The organism is Roseovarius sp. D0-M9, assembly GCF_037083805.1.
Lineage (GTDB): Bacteria > Pseudomonadota > Alphaproteobacteria > Rhodobacterales > Rhodobacteraceae > Roseovarius.
Window position 1 is genome coordinate 50583 of the sequence record NZ_JBAPKZ010000012.1, and the last position, 19001, is coordinate 69583.

Sequence of the window (19001 nt, forward strand, 5' to 3'; positions counted from 1 at the left end):
TAATTGGACGGGCCGGGGGGCCAACATTGCAGGAATTATTGATGCGCCCCATCGCCGCCGCCAGTCTGGCATTCGCCCTCGTCCTTGGTATTGCCGCCCCCGCCTTGTCCGAAGGCCGCGCAAAGCTGGGTTATGGTCGCCTTGTGACCAACGATTATGTCGGTGATGGCCATGACCGCTGGCGCACCGGATCGGTCGCGTCCAGCCGCGTCTGGGGCCCTGCCTGGGATGGCGCGCTGCCGGATGATTTTGGCCAGCTGCTTGAGCTGCGCTTCAACGCGCAAATTCTGGCGCCTGAGGATCTGAATGCACCCACTCCGGGCGACCGGCCCTATGCCGGATCGATCGCGCTGGGGCTTCACACGCATTACACCGCCCTTGGCAGTGAAATTTCGCTGGGCGGTGATCTGGTCTTTGTCGGGCCGCAGACGGGCCTCGACGGATTTCAAAAGGCGTTTCACGACAATCTGGGCGGTCAGGGCCTCGGCGCCGGCGTTCGGCGCACCCAGATCGGCGACGACATACGCCCGACGGCCGTGATCGAGGTGGGCCGGAGCGCCCAATTCGGTGCGCTGAACCTGCGCCCCTTTGCCGAGGCGCGGGCGGGCGACGAGACACTGGTGCGTGTCGGCGCCGACGTGACGTTCGGCGGCGCGCTGGACGGCACTATGAGAGTGCGCGAGACCGTGACGGGCCATCGCTATCGCACGGTGCAGAACGATCTGGCTGGCTATGCCTTCACCTTTGGCGCCGATACCGCCTACGTCGAAGACAGCGTCTATCTGCCCTCCAGCAGGGGCTATCGCCTCAGCGATGCGCGCAATCGCGTGCGCGCGGGCGTTCACTATGCCGCCCCCTCGGGCCATCGCGCATTCTATGGCCTTACCTGGCTTGATCGCGAGTTCAAGGGGCAGGACGAGGGCCAGATTGTGGGATCCTTGCGACTACATTTCAATTTCTGACAGCTTTGTCTTGACGCCGCTTTCCAGGATGAGCTTCGTTTGATAACCTGCCGTTAATAATAAAAGAAGATCGAGGCAGGATATACGGGTATGGGAACGGGCTTTCGTGGCACGTTCGTCATTTCCTGGTCGCAGACGGAAGTGGACGGCTTTGTGCCGGACGCGGTCGAGCAGATTACAGTCGGCGCAGCATGGCGTTGGCACGGAAACCCCGTGCGCGTCGATGGGCCGCCCGAATTGTTGCGACTGGAAAATACGGACGGATATGGGGTTAATCGCAAGAGCGCGGCGCGCATGGTGCGCCGGCTCGTGGGCGCGGCCATTGGCGGCACGCGCGATCTGAGCGCGGTAGAGGTGGACGACACGCTGCCCGACAGCAGTTTTGTCGTCACCAACGGCGCTCAAAGTTACACTGTCAGCGTGATCGAATTGGGTGGCGGCGCGCCGCCCCTGCTGATGTTCATCGACATTTTACCGCCCCAGAACACCGACATGTGGGTCGTGCATCACACGCTCGAAGGGGCGCAGACCGCCTCGACCGGGCCTGCAACGGGCGGTGTCATCTGCTTTACGCCCGGAACACGCATCGACACGCCGGACGGCCCCCGACTGGTCGAGGATCTACGCGAGGGGGACCGCGTGCAGACCAAGGACAACGGCGCCGAGCAGATCGAATGGATCGGCAGCCGCCACATGACGGGCGCACGCCTTTATGCCATGCCGCGCCTGCGGCCCATTCGCATCCGCGCTGGCGCCTTGGGGCATGCAAATGGCGGGAGGCGCCCGGACGAGGATCTGCTGGTTTCCCCCGAGCATCGCATGCTGATCGAAGGGGATACGGCGCGCGCGCTCTTCAACACGCCCGAGGTGCTGATTGCCGCAAAGGATCTGGTCAATGCGAACACGATCAGCGTCGATCTGGCCCTGCGCGAGGTGACATACATTCATCTGCTTCTGCCAAGCCATCAGATCCTATGGGCAAACGGCGTCGAGACCGAAAGCTTCCACCCCGCCAGTGCGGCGCTCTCGACGCTGGGGCAGGCCGACCGTCTGCGCCTTCTGGCCCGGTATCCCTCGCTTGAGTTCGAGCCGCACACCTATGGCGGTTTCGCCCGCCGCAGTCTGAGCGCGCCTGAGGCCGCGATCCTCGCGCATGAAGCGGCGTGATCGGGAAATTCTAGGTATTTTCCGGCCTCCGGCGGGGATATTTTGAGCAAGAAGAAATGCAAAGGGGCGGATGTATCCCGAGGTGCCACTAATTTTGTATTGATATCAAAGCGTTATACCGTGAAGCTGTGTATCACAGCTTTTGGCGAAGCGCGGGGCACATAATCTGGAACGCGCGCTGCGCCTGGCGGCGGTCTATCTTACCGGGTCCAGAAGCGCATTCTTGAGACGGCAATCGCGGACCACATCCTGGCCGCAGGGCACCGGATCAAGCGTGCGCGAGAGGCACAGGCGCGCCTCATGAATGCGGCCGTCCCGGCAGGTGATCGTCAGCATGTCGGGCTCTAGCGCGGGGTTTTCCTTGAGGAATGCCTCTTCGACGACGCGGGCGGGCAGGGTGACGGGGCGGGTCAGCTTGGTAAAGATTTCCGGGCGGGTGACGCGGCCCCATGCCTCGCGCGTCAGGGCGAAGTAGTCGGATGCACTGAGGCCGGTGCAGCGGCCGTGTTTCTTCCATTGATACCAGGCAAGACCGCCGCTGCCCATGATGTCGCTCATTGTCTCGGTCATCTGGCGCGAGGGCGGGCGCTGCGCCGTCGGGCAAAAGCTGGGCCAGCCGCGATGGTATTGCGGCCAAAGGCCGTGCAGCGTCCAGCCGGTATTGGCGCTGTCCTCGCATTCCGGCGCGCTGCGCGCGTCGCCGGTGATTGCGCACCATGTCGGCGTCCAGCTGAGCGCCAGGACGTAGTAGTCGAATGCGCCCGCCTTTTCGCCTTCGGCCCGTGCGGAGGTGGCTGTGAGAGCGCTGGCCAGCAGCAGGATCATCAGGGCGCGCATATTTCGGTCTTTCCAAACGGCAACGAGGCGATTATACGGGCACCCAAGTTTCCCGACAATGGCGACCCGCTTCGGACCTTACCCGAAGCCTCCTGGAGACAGGAGACGAGGAAGGCATGCGCACGGGACGGACAGATTCAGGAGATTTGACATGGCGAAACCTCTCATGGCCAAGGCCACCGCCGTCTGGCTGGTGGACAATACCACGCTCAGCTTCAAGCAGATCGCGGATTTTACCGAGATGCACGAGCTTGAGGTGCAGGGCATCGCCGATGGCGACGTTGCCGCAGGCGTGAAAGGGTTCGACCCGGTTGCCAACAACCAGCTGACCCAAGACGAGATTGACGCGGCGGAAAAGAATCCGCTGCACAAGCTGACGCTGAAATACAACGCCTCAGCCGAAGGCGAGGAAAAGCGCCGCGGCCCGCGCTACACACCGCTCAGCAAGCGTCAGGACCGGCCTGCGTCGATCCTGTGGCTGGTCAAGTTTCACCCCGAGCTGGCCGACAGCCAGATCTCGAAGCTGGTGGGCACGACCAAGCCGACGATCCAGGCCATCCGCGAGCGCACCCATTGGAACATCGCCAACATCCAGCCGATCGATCCTGTGGCGCTGGGCCTGTGCAAGCAATCCGAGCTGGACGCCGCCGTGCAGAAGGCCGCCGCCAAGAAGGCCCGTGAGGGCCAGTCGCTGAGTGACGAGGATCGCCGAAAGCTGCTGAGCACCGAGCAGAGCCTGGGCGATGAGGACGAGCAGAAGATGCCGACCGCCATCGAGGGGCTCGAGACCTTCACGCTGGGCGAGGCCGATCCCGAGGTCACCGACAAGCAGTATGATGCCGATAGCCTCTTCAACCTGCCCGAAGGGGAAGATGAGGGTGACGACGACGAGGACGAGGACGGCAAGCGCTGAGCTGAGGCGCCCCGCGCCAATGGGGCAGTATCCCGGCCGCGAGACCGCGTGCCGGGATTATTTTTGCCCGGACGAAAAATATCACTTGCGTGATTTCCAGACTGCTATAAACGCAAATTCAAGACGCCAACGCACGCGCCTCTGGCCGGTCAGCCATCTCTTGGCAGACCCCGCGTTTATGTAGCGACGGTAACGTCTCTGACTGACGATCCCCCTGCACAGCTCGGGGCTATCCTTTTGGAGATGACCATGACCGCTATGTACCCCGGCGCCCTGCGCGCCGACACTTCTGCCGTGCCTGCCGCTCAGATCGCCGATCCTGCGGCTGCCTATATTGCCGCGCGCAGCTTTGATCGCCCGACGCTGGTGGTCAGCCGCGACCGCGTCAGCGCGCAGTATGACGCGCTGGTTGCCGGCCTTGGCGATGCGCGCATTCATTACGCGGTCAAGGCGAACCCTGCGCCCGAGATCATCCGTGCCCTCGTGCTGAAGGGCGCGCGCTTTGACGCCGCCAGCCGGGGCGAGATCGAGCTGTGCCTTAGCCAGGGTGCGGCCGGCGCGGATATCTCCTTTGGCAACACCATCAAGAAGCCCGGCGACATCGCCTTCGCACATTCACAAGGCGTGACGCTGTTCGCTGCCGATAGCGAGGCCGAGATCGACAAGCTGGCGGCGCATGCGCCGGGCGGGCGCGTCTATCTGCGCGTCATCGTCGAGAACTCGGATGCCGATTGGCCGCTCAGCCGCAAGTTCGGCTGTGCCCGCTCGGCCATGCTGCCGTTGATGGACTATGCGCGCCAGCAGGGCGTCGACGTGGCAGGCCTGTCGTTTCATGTGGGCAGCCAGACGCGCAATCCGGCCTCGTGGAACCCGGTACTCGACCAGATCGCGGCGCTGTGGGACGCGGGCCGCGCGGCGGGGCATGACCTGCGCGTGCTGAACCTTGGCGGCGGTTTCCCGGCGACCTACGAGGATGAGGTCATGGGCGCGCAGACCTATGCCGCCGCCGTGATGGCCGCCGTGGCCGAGCGCTTTGGTGCGGTGCCCTACATCATGGCCGAGCCGGGTCGCGGCCTCGTGGCCGAGGCGGGTCATATCGTGGCCGAGGTGCTGCTGGTGTCACGCAAGTCCGCTGATGATCTGCATCGCTGGGTTTACCTTGATGTCGGCATGTTCTCGGGCCTTGCCGAGACGATGGGCGAGGCGATCCGCTACCGCATCCAGACGCCGCATGACGGGACCGAGACGGGCGCCTGCATCCTTGCCGGGCCGTCCTGTGACAGCGCCGATATCCTTTACGAGCAGCGCCCCGTGAACCTGCCACTGGCGCTGACGGGTGGTGACCGCGTCGTGATCCGCAATTGCGGTGCCTACACCAGCAGCTATTCGTCGGTGGGCTTCAATGGTTTCCCCCCGCTGGACGTCGTCGTGACCTGAGATCTTTTGCCGCTGCCGGGTTGCTCCCGGCGGCGGCGCTGGCCTAGGCTTGGGCTGTCGTCCCCAACCGGAGCCATCGCCATGCCGCGTCCCCTCGATATCGCCTGCCTGCAACTGCGCCCTATGCCGGATATGGATGCGGCGTTGGACGAGGCGCTGCCGCTTGCACGCGAGGCCGTGGAGGGCGGGGCGCAGATGCTGTTCCTGCCGGAATATTGCGGCGGCCTGCGGTCCGATGGTGCGGCGGTCGCGCCGCCTTCGGCGCCCGAGGACGCCCATCCCTTTCTGGCCGCGATGCAGGACTTCGCACGGCAGAGCGGTGTCTGGATCCACCTCGGCTCGGTCGCCGTCGACGGCCCGGACGGGCGCATCATCAATCGCGGTTTCATGCTGAGCCCCGAGGGCGCGGTCACCGGGCGCTATGACAAGATCCACCTCTTCGACATCCAGCTTTCGGATGGCGAGGTTTACCGCGAGAGCGACCGCGTCGATCCGGGCAATTGCGCGGTGATCCACGACATGCCGCTCGCCCGCATCGGGCATACGATCTGCTATGACCTGCGGTTTGCGCGTCTCTTTCGCAATCTGGCTCAGGCCGGGGCCGAGATACTGGCGTGCCCCGCAGCCTTCACGGCCAAGACCGGCGCAGCGCATTGGCATGTGCTGAACCGCGCGAGGGCGATCGAGACGACGCGCTTTGTCGTCTCGGCCGCGCAGGTCGGTCCGGTGCCCGGCGGCGGCGCGACCTATGGCCACTCCCTGATCGTCGATCCATGGGGCACGGTTCTGGCGGATGGCGGCGAGGGGCCGGGCGTCATCGCGGCGCAGATCGATCTGGACATGATCGCCCAGACCGTGGGGCGCATTCCCAGTCTGATGAACGACGCCCCGTTCCAGAGGGTTCAGGAAAATTAAGGAATTTTCCTGGCCTTCGGTGAGAGTATTTTTACCAAGATGAAGGGTGGGAGCGGGGCGCCGCAGTGTCCGGTTGCGGCGCCCGCCCATGCCTATCTGGGATAGCCGATGGTTTTCAGCGCCTCCTTGATCTCATCGAGGATGGCGGGATCGTCGATGGTCGCGGGTGGCTTGAAGGCTTCGCCGTCGGCGAGGCTGGCCATGGTGCGGCGCAGGATCTTGCCCGAGCGGGTCTTGGGCAGGCGGTCGACCACGACGGCCAGCTTGAAGGCGGCAACAGGGCCGATCTTGTCGCGCACGAGGGCGACGCATTCCTTTGCGATATCCTCGGCCGGGCGATCGACGCCCTTGGTCAGGCAGACGAAACCGATGGGCACCTGACCCTTGAGGTCGTCCTTGGCGCCCAGCACCGCGCATTCGGCCACGTCTGGGTGGCTGGCCAGCACCTCTTCCATCAGGCCGGTGCTGAGGCGGTGGCCAGCAACGTTGATGACATCGTCCGTGCGCGCCATGATGTAGAGATAGCCATCCTCGTCGATCATGCCTGCATCGCCGGTCTCGTAATAGCCGGGGAAGCGGTCGAGGTAGGATTTGCGAAACCGCGCCTCGGCGTTCCAAAGGCCGGGCAGGGTGCCGGGGGGCAGGGGCAGCTTGATGGCAATGGCGCCCAACTCGCCCGTGGCCTTGGGCTTGCCTTCCTCATCGAGGATCTGGATGTCATAGCCCGGCATCGCCACGGTGGGCGAGCCGATCTTGACCGGCAGCGCACCGGCGCCGACTGGGTTGGCGGCGATGGCGCAGCCGGTTTCGGTCTGCCACCAATGGTCATAAACCGGCTTGTCCAGCATCTCCTGCGCCCAGATGATCGTATCGGGGTCCGCCCGCTCGCCCGCGAGGTAGAGCGCCCTGAGCCGTGACAGATCGTATTTCTTGAGCAGCTCGCCCTTGGGGTCTTCGCGCTTGACCGCGCGGATGGCCGTGGGCGCGGTAAAGAAGCAGCGCACGTCATGCTCTTGGATCACGCGCCAGAAGGTGCCGGCATCGGGCGTGCCCACGGGCTTGCCCTCGAAGACGATCGTGGTGTTGCCGTGGATCAGTGGCGCGTAGCAGATATAGCTGTGTCCGACGACCCAGCCCACATCGGAGGCCGCCCAGAACACATCGCCGGGATCGACGTTGTAGATATTCTTCATCGTCCAGTTGAGCGCCACGAGGTGCCCTGCCGTGGCGCGGATGACGCCCTTGGGCGCGCCGGTGGTGCCGGAGGTATAAAGGATATAGGCGGGATGATTGCCTTCGACGGGCAGGCAGTCCGCGGGCTCCACCCCGTATTGAAAGCCATGCCAGCTGACGTCGCGGCCCTCTGTAAGTTGGGCCACCTCCTGCTCGCGCTGGAGGATGACGCAAAACTCGGGCTTGTGCGCTGCCTGCTCGATGGCGCCGTCGAGCAGGGGTTTGTAATGCACGGTGCGGTTCGGCTCGATCCCGCAGGAGGCGGCGATGATCGCCTTGGGGGTGCAGTCGTCGATGCGCACCGCCAGCTCATTTGCGGAAAAGCCGCCGAAGACGACCGAATGGATCGCGCCGATGCGCGTGCAGGCCAGCATCGCCTCGACGGCCTCTGGCACCATGGGCATGTAGATGATGACGCGGTCGCCCTTTTCGATGCCCTTGGCACGCAGGGCGCCCGCGAGGCTGGCAACGCGCTTCTGAAGCTCGGCGTAGGTGATGGTGTGCTTGGTGCCTGTGACGGGGCTGTCGTGGATGATGGCCGCCTGGCTGCCGCGTCCGGCGATCACGTGACGGTCGACGGCGTTGTAGCAGGTGTTCACCTTGGCGTCGGCATACCATTCGTACATGTGATTGCCACGATCAAAGAGCGCCTTGGTCGGGGGCACATCCCAGTCGATCGACTTGGCCTCGTTCAGCCAGTAGGCTTCGGGGTCGGATTTCCAGCTCTGGTAAATATCGGCGTAGCCCATCTCTGCCCTCCCGTGCAGTCTTTTGACCGTTGTAAAGGGCGCTTGCAGGGATGGGCAAGACGCCAGCGGGCCGAAGGCTGCGCAATGATGCAGAAAATTTCGGCGCGGACGGGAATCGTTCCTTGCGCAGCATGCCATTTATGCAAATTTTTCGGTCGCAGGCCAGAATTGGCCGATGGCACCCGCGCGTTGGCGCCGATTGGCCGATCAGGCGGTGATGCGGGCCCAAGGCCCGCGAAAACCTGTATGAGACTCGGCGCCGATTTGAGATACTCGCAGGCAGGCCCGGCACGGTGCCAGGCCGTTACAGCGAGGTCTGCCGAAATGGCAAACGCACCCAAACCCCAGCCCAAGGACGCCGGATCGAAGCCCGGCGGCAAGAAGAAGTAATCCTGCCCAGGATCACGCTTCAGGACCGCAATAACTGCGCCGCCCCGGATATCCGGGGCGGCGACTGTGTCTCAGCCGTAATGTGCCACCGGCGTGCCGGCGATGGCGGCCATGTTCAACAGACCCCGCGCGGTGATCGCAGGCGAGACGATATGCGCGCGGTTGCCCATTCCCATCAGGATCGGCCCCACTTCGAGGCCGCCGCCCTTCATCTTGAGAATGTTGCGCACGCCCGAGGCCGCATCGACGTTGGAGAAGATCAGGACGTTCGCCGCCCCCTCCATCCGGTTGTCGGGCAGGAGGCGCGCGCGCAATTCCTCATCGAGCGCGGCGTCGATGTTCATTTCGCCCTCGTAGCAAAAGTCGCGCGGCTTTTCGTCGAGAAGGGCGATTGCGGCGCGCAAGCGCTTGCCCGAGTCCTCGCCCTGGTTGCCGAACTGCGATTGCGAGCAAAAGGCGACCTTGGGATCTATCCCGAAGCGGCGGACATGGCGCGCGGCGCCCATCGCCGTCTCGGCTAGATCCTCGGGCGAGGGATGCACGCGCACATGCGTGTCCGCGATAAAGAGGGGGCCATCCTCCAGGATCATCATGCTGAGCGCGCCATGCGGGCGGCGGCTTTGGTCGCTGAGTACCTGTGTCACGTAGTTGAGGTGCCAGCGGTAATCACCAAAGGTGCCGCAGATCAGGCTGTCGGCCTCGCCGCGATGCACCATGATGGCGCCGATCGCGGTGGTGTTGGTGCGCATCACGGCCTTGGCCAGATCAGGGGTGACGCCGCGCCGCTTCATGATCTCGTGATAGGTGCCCCAATAGTCGCGGTAGCGCGGATCGTCCTCGGGATTGACGAGGTGAACATCGCGTCCGGGCCGGATGTCGAGGCCCATGCGTTCGCAGCGCGCCTCTATCACCGTGGGGCGGCCGATCAGGATGGGCTGCTCGCTTGTCTCCTCCAGAATGGCTTGCGCGGCGCGCAACACGCGCTCGTCTTCGCCCTCGGCAAAGACGATGCGGCGGGCATCCTTTTTCGAGGCCTCGAAAACCGGGCGCATGAGCAGCGCGGATTTGAAGACCGACGCGTCCAGCTTGGCCTTGTAGCCTTCCAGATCCTCCAGCGGGCGGGTTGCCACACCGCTCTCCATCGCGGCGCGCGCGACAGCGGAGGAGACGATGCCCGAGAGGCGCGGATCGAAGGGCTTGGGGATGAGGTAATCGGCGCCGAAGGTCATAGGCTCACCCTGATAGGCGGCGGCCGCCTCGGCGGAGGTGCTGGCGCGGGCCAGTTCGGCGATGCCGTCGACACAAGCGATCTGCATGGCGTCGTTGATCTGCGACGCACCCACATCCAAAGCTCCACGAAAGATGAACGGGAAGCACAGCACGTTGTTGACCTGATTGGGAAAATCGCTGCGCCCCGTAGCGATGATCGCATCGGGCACGGCGGCGCGGGCCACGTCTGGCATGATTTCGGGCGTGGGGTTGGCGAGGGCGAAAATGATCGGACGAGATGCCATCTTCTTGATGTGCTCGGGTTTCAGCGCGCCCGGCCCGGACAGACCCAGAAAGAGGTCGGCGCCCTCGATCACGTCATCGAGATTTCGCAGATCGGTCTTTTGCGCGAACTCGGATTTCTGGGGGTTCATGTCCTCGACGCGGCCCTCGTAGACAAGGCCATTTATGTCGCACAGCCAGATATTCTCGCGCTTGACGCCCAGTTTCACCAGCATGTTGAGGCAGGCGATGCCCGCCGCGCCGCCGCCCGTCGAGACGATCTTTATATCCTCCCAGCGTTTCTGGGCGACATAAAGCGCGTTGGTCGCCGCCGCGCCGACGACGATCGCCGTGCCGTGCTGGTCGTCGTGAAAGACGGGGATGCCCATCCGCTCGCGGCAGATCTTCTCGACGATAAAGCAGTCGGGCGCCTTGATGTCCTCAAGGTTGATCGCGCCGAAGGTCGGCTCCATCGCGCAGACGATATCGGCCAGACGCTCGGGGTCGGACTCGTTCAACTCGATGTCAAAGCAGTCGATGTCGGCGAACTTCTTGAACAGGACGGCCTTGCCCTCCATCACCGGCTTGGACGCCAGCGCGCCGATGTTGCCAAGGCCCAGCACGGCGGTCCCATTGGTGACGACGGCCACCAGATTTCCGCGGCTCGTATAACGGCTGGCATTGGTGGGATCGGCCTTTATTTCAAGGCAGGCCTCGGCAACGCCGGGCGAGTAGGCGCGGGCCAGATCGCGTCCATTGGCCAGCGGTTTCGTCGCGCGGACCTCCAGCTTTCCGGGCTTGGGAAATTCGTGGTAGTGCAGGGCCGCCTGCCTCAGCGTGTCGTTGCTATCGCTCATGGTGCGGCTCCTTGCCAGAACTGGTTTAGCTTTAAACTACTTTGCCCCGCAGTGGCGCAGGGGCTTTGCGAATGACACTGCCTTTTTGCGGCGATCTGCGCAATCAGATAGAAATGGCGGTGCTGGCCTTGCCCTCATGGCATTGCCCTTGGCAGGGCGATGCGCCTAAAAGACGTCAGCCCAATGCCGGAGGATTCCATGCAGCACCTGACCGTCGTCAAACACCCGCTCATCCAGCACAAACTGACCTTGATGCGCGAGAAAAGCACGTCGACCGCCGTATTTCGCCAACTGCTGCGCGAAATCTCGCAACTTCTGGCCTATGAGGTCACGCATGAGTTGCCCATGACCACGCGCGAGATCGAAACGCCGATGCAGGAAATGGACGCGCCCGTTCTTGCCGGACGCAAACTCGCGCTCATCTCGATCCTGCGGGCCGGGAACGGCCTTCTGGACGGTATGCTGGAGTTGATCCCCTCGGCGCGGGTCGGGTTTGTCGGGCTTTACCGTGATGAAAAGACGCTGAAGCCGGTGCAGTATTATTTCAAGGTGCCCGACCAGATGGGCAAGCGTCTGGTGATCGTGGTCGATCCGATGCTGGCCACGGGCAATTCCTCCGCTGCGGCTGTCGATCTTCTCAAGCAGTCGGGCGCGACTGACATCCGCTTCTTGTGCCTGCTGGCTGCGCCCGAGGGCGTGGCGCGGATGAAGGAGGCGCATCCCGATGTGCCCATCGTCACCGCCGCGCTGGACGAACGGCTGGACGAGAAGGGCTATATCCTGCCGGGCCTCGGTGACGCTGGAGACCGCATGTTCGGCACGAAATAAGCGCCTGCCTCCCTCTGCTTGCCTGTTTACTCGGTCAGTGAATTAAGGCAACAATAAGGCAGATATTGTGGGGGCATTATGAAACTGACACGCGTGATAGCGATTGCGATCATCGCTGCGTCCGGCGCTTTGGGCGTGGAAACTCTTGGGGTGGCCCAGGCGCAGAGCCTGCGAAATATGGAACAGCCTGCTGAATTTCCGCCCAGCACATACACCGGCCGGCAATACGTCGACAGCGAGGGATGTGTGTTCGTCCGTGCCGGGTTCGATGGTAATGTGACATGGGTACCGCGCGTCAGCCGGGGGCGCCAAGCCGTTTGCAATCAGCAGCCCACGCTGGCCGCCGCGCCGAAGCCGGAGCCCGCCGCCGAACCAGTGCAGGCTGCGCAGGCGCAACCGGAGGTGCAGCCGCAACCCCAACCCAAACCAAAGCCCAAAGCTGCTGCCGCTGCGCCAGCGCCGACATCAACACCTCAGCGTGTGGCAAGGACGGCGCCCGAGCCCACGGTTCAGCCTGTGCGCAATGTCGAGCCCGCGCCTAAGGCTCAGAAGGTGCGCAAACAGCCCCCTGTCAAACAAGCGCCCCAGCCGGTGGCCAAGGCAGCCCCGCGCGGTGCGCGCACAGTCGCGGCTTCGCCCGCCTGCCCGGGCGCCAGCGCCGCATCGTCGCGCTATACCCGGACGACGTCCGGCTTTGCCGTGCGCTGTGGCCCGCAGAGCGAACCGCATGCCCCCCGCGTTCAGGGCACCAAAGCCATGCGGAGCGCCCCGCGTGCTGTCGCGCCGCCGAGCTATGCCGCGCCGAGCTATGCTGCCGCGCCGCGCCCGACAGCCGTGCCCGCCTATACACCCGTGACCGCGCCCGCCGCGCCGCAAGGGACCGCCAAAAAGGTGGTCACGGTGGATCCCAACACGCGCGTCGCGCCGCGCCATGTTGTGCGCAATCAGGCTCGCGCGACCCAAGGGGTGAGCATTCCCGAGGGCTACAAACGGGTCTGGATGGATGGACGCCTCAACCCGCACCGCGCCCATCAGACCTTTGCCGGCAAGGCGCAAATGGACGTTATGTGGACCAAGACGGTGCCGCGCCGTTTGATCCTGACCGATACCGGGCGCGATATGTCGGGCCATTATCCCGGCCTGATCTACCCCTACACCAGCTACGAAGAGCAGCGCGCCGCGATGTCTGCGCCCGCTGCTGGGCAGGGTCATACCAAGGGCACCATTTCGACCAAGTCCAGCCAGCCCGATGCGAAATCGCAGGCCCCCAAGGCGCGCGCGGCGCAGCCCGCCGCCAGCTCGACCGGGGGGCAGAACTATGTTCAGGCGGGTGTCTTTGCGAGCCGGGCACAGGCGCAGCAGGCAGCACAACGCCTGACGCGCGCGGGTCTTCCCGCGCGGCTGGGCAGCCTGACGCGGGGCGACACGCAATATAGCTTGTTACTGAGCGGTCCTTTCGCCAGCAGCCGGGACGCCCAAGGCGCGCTGGCCCGCGTGCGCGGTGCAGGATTTGGCAACGCGCGCCTGCGCTGAGCGGCAAGACATCACAGCCATGAACAAGCGCCGGATCCTGCGGGTTCTGGCGCTTGTTCTATGCGCATAGCATGGATCAATGCGTCGCGCCTTTGACCTTGAGGCATCCGCCAAAGAGGAGGCGTGCATATTGTCCACTGCGCATCGCCAAAGGCTGTGGTCCGGGGGCTGGCGGACCGCTTCAGCCGCCGCAGATCCCCTGAAGGCGCAGCCAGTCGGCATCGCTCAGAAGGGGCGGCGGCGCCTCGCTGGCAAAGGGATCTGCCTCGATCAGGGCCAGCGTGCTCTCGCCCGTGATATCGCGCGCATAGGCGTAGGGGGCGGCGCGCACGGACCACGCCAAAAAGCCATCAAGCAGGGCGGCGTCCGATACCGGCTGAAGAGGGGCGTCGGCCAAGAGGTATTCAGCATAACTGCGTAATGCCGCCTCGCCCGGATCGCCCGTGGTCAAAAGGCGAAATGCCGCGCCAATGCCTGCGTGATCCAGAAGGCGGCCCAGCGGGTCATGCGCCCGCGCGCGCAACCGTTCGGCCACGATGTAGCCCGCAACGACATCGGGCTCCTCGAAGTCCTCGACCAGCCCGCGGTGGATCAGGATCGTGCCGCCGGGCAAGGTGGCCGTGCCATCGACGCCGCCCCGCACCACTCGCAGCGCGCCGGTGCCGCGCGTCGAGGGCAGGCGCTGTGCCAGCTTGGCCAGGGATTGCGCGCCGCCGGGCGCGCGGCAGGGCGGGCCGGTGACGCTTTGCATCTCGCGTTCGAGCGCGGCACCGATCTGGGCGCGCTTGACCGGGGGCACGACGCGCAGCGCATGATCGCGCACCGCATTCGGCAGCCAGAAGATTGCCAGACCGCCGATGACCGCCGCCGAAGCCAGCAGGATCCCGAGCCTCAGGCGGCCAGGCCGGGGCCGCTGCCGCGCGATGCCAAGGCGCAGCTTTTCGATGGCGTCGATCATCTGTCCTTCTGATGCGTCCAGTTCGAGCGTCTCGCCGGTATCGCCATCGGGATGGTAGATCGCCGGCAGCTCGCCGGGATTGGCGCGGCTGACCGCCGGGATTGACCAATGCGTCAGCACCCGGTCGCGCATATCCGTGATGACAAGGGTTGCATCGCCGACCGAAACCACGACTTCGCTGCGCTGATCGCCCGGCGCGGCGCGCCAGAGCCCCGACGCCTCAAGGCGCTGATATTCGCTAAGTGCCGTCATGCCTGCCCCCAATGCAGAATTATGCGCGCATCCATGCGCCACTTTTTGGATAGAAGATAGCATGGCTGCGGCGGGGGCAGCAACGTGTGGCGCGCGGGGCTTTGACGCGCCTGTGGCGGCGTGGGTGCCTTCGGCGAGAGTATTTTGGGAACAATGAAAGAAGGGGCGCGCTGTGGCAACAGAGGGCGTAGGAGTGGCGCGGTATCGGATGCGTCTTGGGGGGTGGTGGGGCATGGCGCGATGCGGTAGCGATTGGGTGTCATTCAATGAGGCATCGCCATGCAGAAACCTCCCGTCAGGATTGCCGTCAACGGGTTTGGCCGGATCGGGCGCGCGATATTGCGTATCTTGCTGGCCGGACGCTCGGATGTCGAACTGGTGCTCATCAACGAGATAGAACCGCTGGAGACCTGTGCGTATCTCTTTGAGTATGACAGTGTTTATGGTCCCTGGTCGGGCGGGGTCGAGACCGGGCCGGGGGCGCTGATCGTTGACGGGCGCCGCGTGCCGTTTCATTCCGAGGCGGACCTGCGAGAGTTGGATCTGAGCGGGGTCGATCTGGTGCTGGAGTGCACCGGGATGGCCGGCAAGCGCGCTGTGGCCGAGCGAGGCATCGCGGCAGGCGCGCGCGCCGTGCTGGTCTCGGGGCCGTCCGCCGAGGCCGATGTGACGTTGGTTCTGGGCGCGAACGAGGGGGATCTGGCCGGGCAGAGTATCATTTCGAATGCGTCCTGCACGACCAATGCGCTGGCGCCGCTGGCGCGGCTGCTGGATGAGGCGTTTGGCATCGTATCAGGGCAGATGACCACCGTGCATTGCTATACCGGCAGTCAGCCGACGGTGGACAAGCCGCGCGCTGCGCTGGAGCGCAGCCGCGCGGCGGCCCTGTCGATGGTGCCGACGACCACCAGCGCATGTGGCCAGATGGCGCGGGTGCTGCCGCATCTGGCGGGCCGGATCGATGCGCGGGCCATTCGCGTGCCGACGGCGAGCGTGTCTTGCATCGATCTGTCGGTACAGCTTCGCGAGGTGGTTTCTGCGGATCAGGTGAACGACGTGCTGCGCGGTGCCGTCTCGGGGCCGCACGGGGGTGTCTTCGGCTGGACCGAGCAGCCGCTCGTGTCGTCGGACCTGCGGGCGCGGCCCGAGTCGATCATCATGTGCGGGCCCGAGACTTCCGTCTCGGAGGGCGGGCTGCTGCGCGTCTTTGGCTGGTACGATAACGAGTGGGGTTTCAGCTGCCGGATGCTGGACATGGCGGTGCGCATCGGCGCGCGGGGCCAGGGCGCCGTCTAGAACCAGGGTTTGAAGGTCGCCTCGAAGTCGGCTTGCACTTGGGCATGGTCATATTCGGTCGCGGCCCATTCCTCAAAGCCGATGCCGGTCTGCGCATGGCGCGCCTCAAAGAGGTCGAGGATATAGTCCAGCACGCCCGTGCGCGAGCGTTTGACATGCAAGAACCTGAGGCCGAGCATCTTGCGCGCCTCAGAGACGGGACGTCCCTCGATCACCGTTAGATAGATGGCCGAGGCAAACCCCGCGCGGTCGGCGCCCGACTTGCAATGCATGACGAAAGGCCGCTCGATCGTGCGGAAGGCCGCGATCAACGCAGCGATATCGCTGGGCGGCACCGCATAGCGCGCGTGCAGCGTCACATCGACGAGGGCCAGCCCCAGCGCCTCGCAGCTTTGCTTTTCGGTGAGGTAATGCGCCGCGCCGGCCGATCCGCGCAGATTGAGGATGGACTTGATCCCGCGCGCCTTCATCGCGGCAAAGCGCTTTTGTGTCGGATGGTTCGAGCGCCAGACGCCCGGCGCGACTTCGAACTCGTTGGTCCAGATGCCGCGCAGGATCGCGTGGTCGAACCAGAGGTTGTAGATATGGGCGCGGCGGCGGTTCTCGGGGGTCGAGAGGTCCGTGTTGTAGGATTGGCGCAGGCCGCGTTCCCATGTGGTCAGGCGTTTGAATAGGGACATGCGGGCCTCGGGCGCTGCGGCAGGAATGGACGGTCTAGTCGCAGCCGCGCCACATGGCAAGTATCGGGCGAGGATCGGGAGAGCGAGGGGGGGCATATTGACGCCGCGCACAGGCGGGGTAATGGTGCGCGGACAAGAAAAGGGCGAGGCAAGACATGGGCATTTCAGACACGCAAGGCGCGCTGGCGGGCGGGCGATCCTATCTGGCGATTCCCGGACCCTCGGTCGTGCCGGACCGCGTGCTGAGTGCCATGCACCGCGCATCGCCCAACATCTATCAGGGCGCGTTGATCGACATGGTCGATACGCTGATCCCCGATCTCAAGCGCGTGGCGCGCACTGATGCGCATGTGGCGATCTACATGGCCAACGGCCATGGCGCGTGGGAGGCGGCCTTTGCCAACACACTGGCACCGGGCGACACCGTGCTGGCGCTGGTCACGGGCCGGTTCGGTCTTGGGTGGTCGCAGATGGCGCGGGACATGGGCCTCGAGGTAGAGACGATTGATTTCGGGCGCGCCTCACCCATTGATCCGGCGCAGGTCGAGGCGGCGCTGCGCGCTGACAAGGATCGCAAGATCAAGGCCGTGCTGGCCACCCATGTCGACACATCGACTTCGGCGCTGAGTGACATGCCGGCCATTCGCGCGGCCATGGACGCGTCGGGGCATCCGGCACTGTTGATGGCCGATTGCATCGCCTCCTTCGCCTGCGACCGTTTCGAGATGGACGCATGGGGCGTCGATGTCATCGTCACCGGCAGCCAGAAGGGCCTGATGATGCCGCCGGGCCTTGGCCTTCTTTTCTTTAGCGAAAAGGCGGCAGAGGTGCGGCGCGGTCTGAGCCGCGTGAGCCCCTATTGGGACTGGACGCTGCGCGCGAACCCCGAGGAGTTCTACCAGTATTTCTTTGGCACCGCGCCGACGCATCACCTCTATGGCATGCGCGCCGCGCTCGATATGATTCACGAGGAAGGTGTGGAGGCGGTCTGGGCGCGCCATGACCTGCTGGCGCGCGCCATCTGGGCCGCGAGCGATGTCTGGTCCGAGGGCGGGGCGCTGCGCATGAATATGGCCAATCCGGCGCATCGCAGCCGGGCCGTCACCGCGCTGTCGCTGCCTGCGCCGGGGGCGAGCGATCTGCGCTTCTGGCTGGAGGCGAATGCAGGCGTGACGCTGGGCGTCGGGCTCGGCATGGCCGAGCCAAGCGATCCGGCATGGCACGGGTTCTTTCGCATCGGGCATATGGGCCATGTGAACGCACATATGGTCTTGGGCGTTCTGGCCAGCATCGAGGCAGGCATGAGCGCGCTCAAGATGCCCCATGGGCAGGGCGCGCTGGGTGCGGCGGCGCAGGTGATCGCCGAGGGCCAGGCCCAAGGCGTCTAGCTGCGCGCTTCTGCCAAGGCGCCGGGCAGGGCGGCGGCCAGCTTCTCCAGATCCTCGGGCCGTCCGCAACTGACGCGGATGCAGCGGTCTTGCGGCGCGACAAAGGGCATGCGCACGAAAATGCCGCGCGCCGTCAATCCGGCCAGAACGGCGCGGGCAAAATCGCCATCCTCGCCGCAATCGACACTGACGAAATTGGTGGCTGAGGGCAGGGGAGTAAGACCGTTGTCATGTGCGATCCGCGCGATTTCGTCGCGGGCGCGCGCCACCTCCTGCCGGATGTGGGCCAGCCACGCATCATCCTCATATGCGGCCAAGGCTCCGGCCTGCGCGGCGCGGTTCAGGCCGAAGTGATTGCGGATCTTCTCGAACTCGGCAATCAGCGGGACCGCGCCCAAGGCATAGCCTATACGCGCCCCGGCCATTCCATAAGCCTTTGAAAAGGTGCGCATACGGATGACGCGCGGGTCGTTGATCTCGACCGGCGCGGCGATGCCTTCGGGCGCGAACTCCACATAGGCCTCATCGAGGATCAAGAGGCACCCATCGGGCAGATCGTCCAGCGCGGCGACGATGTCCGCGCCCTGCAAACAACTGCCCATCGGGTTGTCGGGATTGGCGAAATAGATCAGCTTTGCATCCACCTCGGCCGCGCGTGCCATCAGGACCGGCAGATCCTCGTGGTCATCGCGGTAGGCCACCTTGTGGAGCGCGCCGCCATAGCCTGTGACGTGGTAGTTGAAGGTGGGGTAGGCGCCGTCGGAGGTAACCACCGCATCGCCCTGCGCGACCATGATGCGCACGAGATAACCCAGAAGGCCGTCGATCCCTTCGCCCACGACGATATTCTCGATCTTGCAGCCTTGGCGCGCGGCGATGGCAGTGCGCAAGTCGAAGCTGGACGAGTCGCCGTATTTCCAGATTTCGGCAGCGCCCTCTTGCATGGCCTCGATCGCGCTGGGCGAGGGGCCAAAGGCATTCTCATTGGCGCCGAGGCGCGCCGAGAAGGCGACGCCGCTCAGGCGCTCCTGCACTTCGGGGCCCACGAAGGGGACCTTGGGGGGCAGGGATTGGATCAGCGGTGTGGTGCGTGCATGTGACATGGCGCCAGATAA

Annotated in this window: 15 protein-coding genes; 9 read left to right on the forward strand and 6 right to left on the reverse strand. The window is 64.8% G+C overall.

Features of this window, described 5'->3' with window-relative positions:
- The first annotated feature begins 41 nt into the window (after positions 1 to 41).
- Entirely contained in the window at positions 42 to 962 is a 921-nt protein-coding gene (locus tag V8352_RS09900; protein ID WP_336424124.1) for a lipid A-modifier LpxR family protein, read from the forward strand.
- 90 nt (positions 963 to 1052) lie between these two features.
- Positions 1053 to 2129: a Hint domain-containing protein gene (locus V8352_RS09905; protein ID WP_336424125.1), complete on the forward strand. Its 1077-nt coding sequence runs from the start codon at positions 1053 to 1055 to the stop codon at positions 2127 to 2129.
- A 195-nt stretch (positions 2130 to 2324) separates the two neighbouring features.
- Here the strand turns inward: V8352_RS09905 and V8352_RS09910 are convergent, their stop codons facing one another.
- The gene (locus V8352_RS09910; protein ID WP_336424126.1) at positions 2325 to 2966 is read right to left on the reverse strand and encodes a ribonuclease T2; all 642 of its coding nucleotides are present in this window, start codon (positions 2964 to 2966) and stop codon (positions 2325 to 2327) included.
- A gap of 151 nt (positions 2967 to 3117) precedes the next feature.
- On the opposite strand from V8352_RS09910, the gene V8352_RS09915 reads away from it, so the two are divergent.
- The 3 genes from V8352_RS09915 to V8352_RS09925 all read left to right on the forward strand — a co-directional run bounded on the left by V8352_RS09915 (position 3118) and on the right by V8352_RS09925 (position 6231).
- Positions 3118 to 3879, forward strand: coding sequence for a DUF1013 domain-containing protein (locus tag V8352_RS09915; RefSeq protein WP_336424127.1), 762 nt, complete (start codon positions 3118 to 3120; stop codon positions 3877 to 3879).
- Positions 3880 to 4122: 243 nt separating this feature from the next.
- Entirely contained in the window at positions 4123 to 5316 is a 1194-nt protein-coding gene (locus V8352_RS09920; RefSeq protein ID WP_442971007.1) for a type III PLP-dependent enzyme, read from the forward strand.
- An 81-nt stretch (positions 5317 to 5397) separates the two neighbouring features.
- On the forward strand, positions 5398 to 6231 hold the full coding sequence (locus tag V8352_RS09925; protein WP_336424128.1) for a carbon-nitrogen hydrolase family protein: 834 nt from the start codon (positions 5398 to 5400) through the stop codon (positions 6229 to 6231).
- 92 nt (positions 6232 to 6323) lie between these two features.
- Here V8352_RS09925 and V8352_RS09930 read toward each other — a convergent pair whose 3' ends face one another.
- The gene (locus tag V8352_RS09930; protein WP_336424129.1) at positions 6324 to 8213 is read right to left on the reverse strand and encodes an AMP-binding protein; all 1890 of its coding nucleotides are present in this window, start codon (positions 8211 to 8213) and stop codon (positions 6324 to 6326) included.
- A gap of 461 nt (positions 8214 to 8674) precedes the next feature.
- Complete coding sequence (locus V8352_RS09935) at positions 8675 to 10951, reverse strand: NADP-dependent malic enzyme (protein WP_336424130.1); 2277 nt, start codon at positions 10949 to 10951, stop codon at positions 8675 to 8677.
- Positions 10952 to 11134: 183 nt separating this feature from the next.
- On the opposite strand from V8352_RS09935, the gene upp reads away from it, so the two are divergent.
- Both upp and V8352_RS09945 read left to right on the forward strand, forming a co-directional pair.
- Positions 11135 to 11779: a uracil phosphoribosyltransferase gene (gene upp / locus V8352_RS09940; RefSeq protein WP_336424131.1), complete on the forward strand. Its 645-nt coding sequence runs from the start codon at positions 11135 to 11137 to the stop codon at positions 11777 to 11779.
- Positions 11780 to 11857: 78 nt separating this feature from the next.
- Positions 11858 to 13312 carry an SPOR domain-containing protein gene (locus V8352_RS09945; RefSeq protein WP_336424132.1) on the forward strand — a complete coding sequence of 485 codons (1455 nt, stop codon included), beginning with the start codon at positions 11858 to 11860 and terminating at the stop codon, positions 13310 to 13312.
- A gap of 181 nt (positions 13313 to 13493) precedes the next feature.
- On the opposite strand, the gene V8352_RS09950 is transcribed toward V8352_RS09945, so the two are convergent.
- Positions 13494 to 14522, reverse strand: coding sequence for a hypothetical protein (locus V8352_RS09950; protein ID WP_336424133.1), 1029 nt, complete (start codon positions 14520 to 14522; stop codon positions 13494 to 13496).
- 279 nt (positions 14523 to 14801) lie between these two features.
- Here V8352_RS09950 and V8352_RS09955 point away from each other — a divergent pair, with 279 nt between their 5' ends.
- Positions 14802 to 15818: a type I glyceraldehyde-3-phosphate dehydrogenase gene (locus V8352_RS09955; RefSeq protein ID WP_336424134.1), complete on the forward strand. Its 1017-nt coding sequence runs from the start codon at positions 14802 to 14804 to the stop codon at positions 15816 to 15818.
- On the opposite strand, the gene V8352_RS09960 is transcribed toward V8352_RS09955, so the two are convergent.
- Entirely contained in the window at positions 15815 to 16498 is a 684-nt protein-coding gene (locus V8352_RS09960) for a tyrosine-protein phosphatase (RefSeq protein ID WP_336424135.1), read from the reverse strand. The genes V8352_RS09955 and V8352_RS09960 overlap by 4 nt on opposite strands.
- Before the next feature lie 155 nt (positions 16499 to 16653).
- On the opposite strand from V8352_RS09960, the gene V8352_RS09965 reads away from it, so the two are divergent.
- Positions 16654 to 17886 carry a pyridoxal-phosphate-dependent aminotransferase family protein gene (locus V8352_RS09965; protein ID WP_336424136.1) on the forward strand — a complete coding sequence of 411 codons (1233 nt, stop codon included), beginning with the start codon at positions 16654 to 16656 and terminating at the stop codon, positions 17884 to 17886.
- Here the strand turns inward: V8352_RS09965 and V8352_RS09970 are convergent.
- Positions 17883 to 18989: a pyridoxal phosphate-dependent aminotransferase gene (locus V8352_RS09970; protein ID WP_336424137.1), complete on the reverse strand. Its 1107-nt coding sequence runs from the start codon at positions 18987 to 18989 to the stop codon at positions 17883 to 17885. The two genes, V8352_RS09965 and V8352_RS09970, sit on opposite strands and share 4 nt — an antisense overlap.
- Positions 18990 to 19001 lie beyond the last annotated feature (12 nt).

What these genes read in the sequence shown, in the direction of transcription:
- V8352_RS09900 (WP_336424124.1), top strand. Translation starts at nt 42, where the DNA reads ATGCGCCCCATCGCCGCCGCCAGTCTGGCATTCGCCCTCGTCCTTGGT.
- V8352_RS09905 (WP_336424125.1), top strand. Translation starts at nt 1,053, where the DNA reads ATGGGAACGGGCTTTCGTGGCACGTTCGTCATTTCCTGGTCGCAGACG.
- V8352_RS09910 (WP_336424126.1), bottom strand. Translation starts at nt 2,966, where the DNA reads ATGCGCGCCCTGATGATCCTGCTGCTGGCCAGCGCTCTCACAGCCACC.
- V8352_RS09915 (WP_336424127.1), top strand. Translation starts at nt 3,118, where the DNA reads ATGGCGAAACCTCTCATGGCCAAGGCCACCGCCGTCTGGCTGGTGGAC.
- V8352_RS09920 (WP_442971007.1), top strand. Translation starts at nt 4,123, where the DNA reads ATGACCATGACCGCTATGTACCCCGGCGCCCTGCGCGCCGACACTTCT.
- V8352_RS09925 (WP_336424128.1), top strand. Translation starts at nt 5,398, where the DNA reads ATGCCGCGTCCCCTCGATATCGCCTGCCTGCAACTGCGCCCTATGCCG.
- V8352_RS09930 (WP_336424129.1), bottom strand. Translation starts at nt 8,213, where the DNA reads ATGGGCTACGCCGATATTTACCAGAGCTGGAAATCCGACCCCGAAGCC.
- V8352_RS09935 (WP_336424130.1), bottom strand. Translation starts at nt 10,951, where the DNA reads ATGAGCGATAGCAACGACACGCTGAGGCAGGCGGCCCTGCACTACCAC.
- upp (WP_336424131.1), top strand. Translation starts at nt 11,135, where the DNA reads ATGCCGGAGGATTCCATGCAGCACCTGACCGTCGTCAAACACCCGCTC.
- V8352_RS09945 (WP_336424132.1), top strand. Translation starts at nt 11,858, where the DNA reads ATGAAACTGACACGCGTGATAGCGATTGCGATCATCGCTGCGTCCGGC.
- V8352_RS09950 (WP_336424133.1), bottom strand. Translation starts at nt 14,522, where the DNA reads ATGACGGCACTTAGCGAATATCAGCGCCTTGAGGCGTCGGGGCTCTGG.
- V8352_RS09955 (WP_336424134.1), top strand. Translation starts at nt 14,802, where the DNA reads ATGCAGAAACCTCCCGTCAGGATTGCCGTCAACGGGTTTGGCCGGATC.
- V8352_RS09960 (WP_336424135.1), bottom strand. Translation starts at nt 16,498, where the DNA reads ATGTCCCTATTCAAACGCCTGACCACATGGGAACGCGGCCTGCGCCAA.
- V8352_RS09965 (WP_336424136.1), top strand. Translation starts at nt 16,654, where the DNA reads ATGGGCATTTCAGACACGCAAGGCGCGCTGGCGGGCGGGCGATCCTAT.
- V8352_RS09970 (WP_336424137.1), bottom strand. Translation starts at nt 18,989, where the DNA reads ATGTCACATGCACGCACCACACCGCTGATCCAATCCCTGCCCCCCAAG.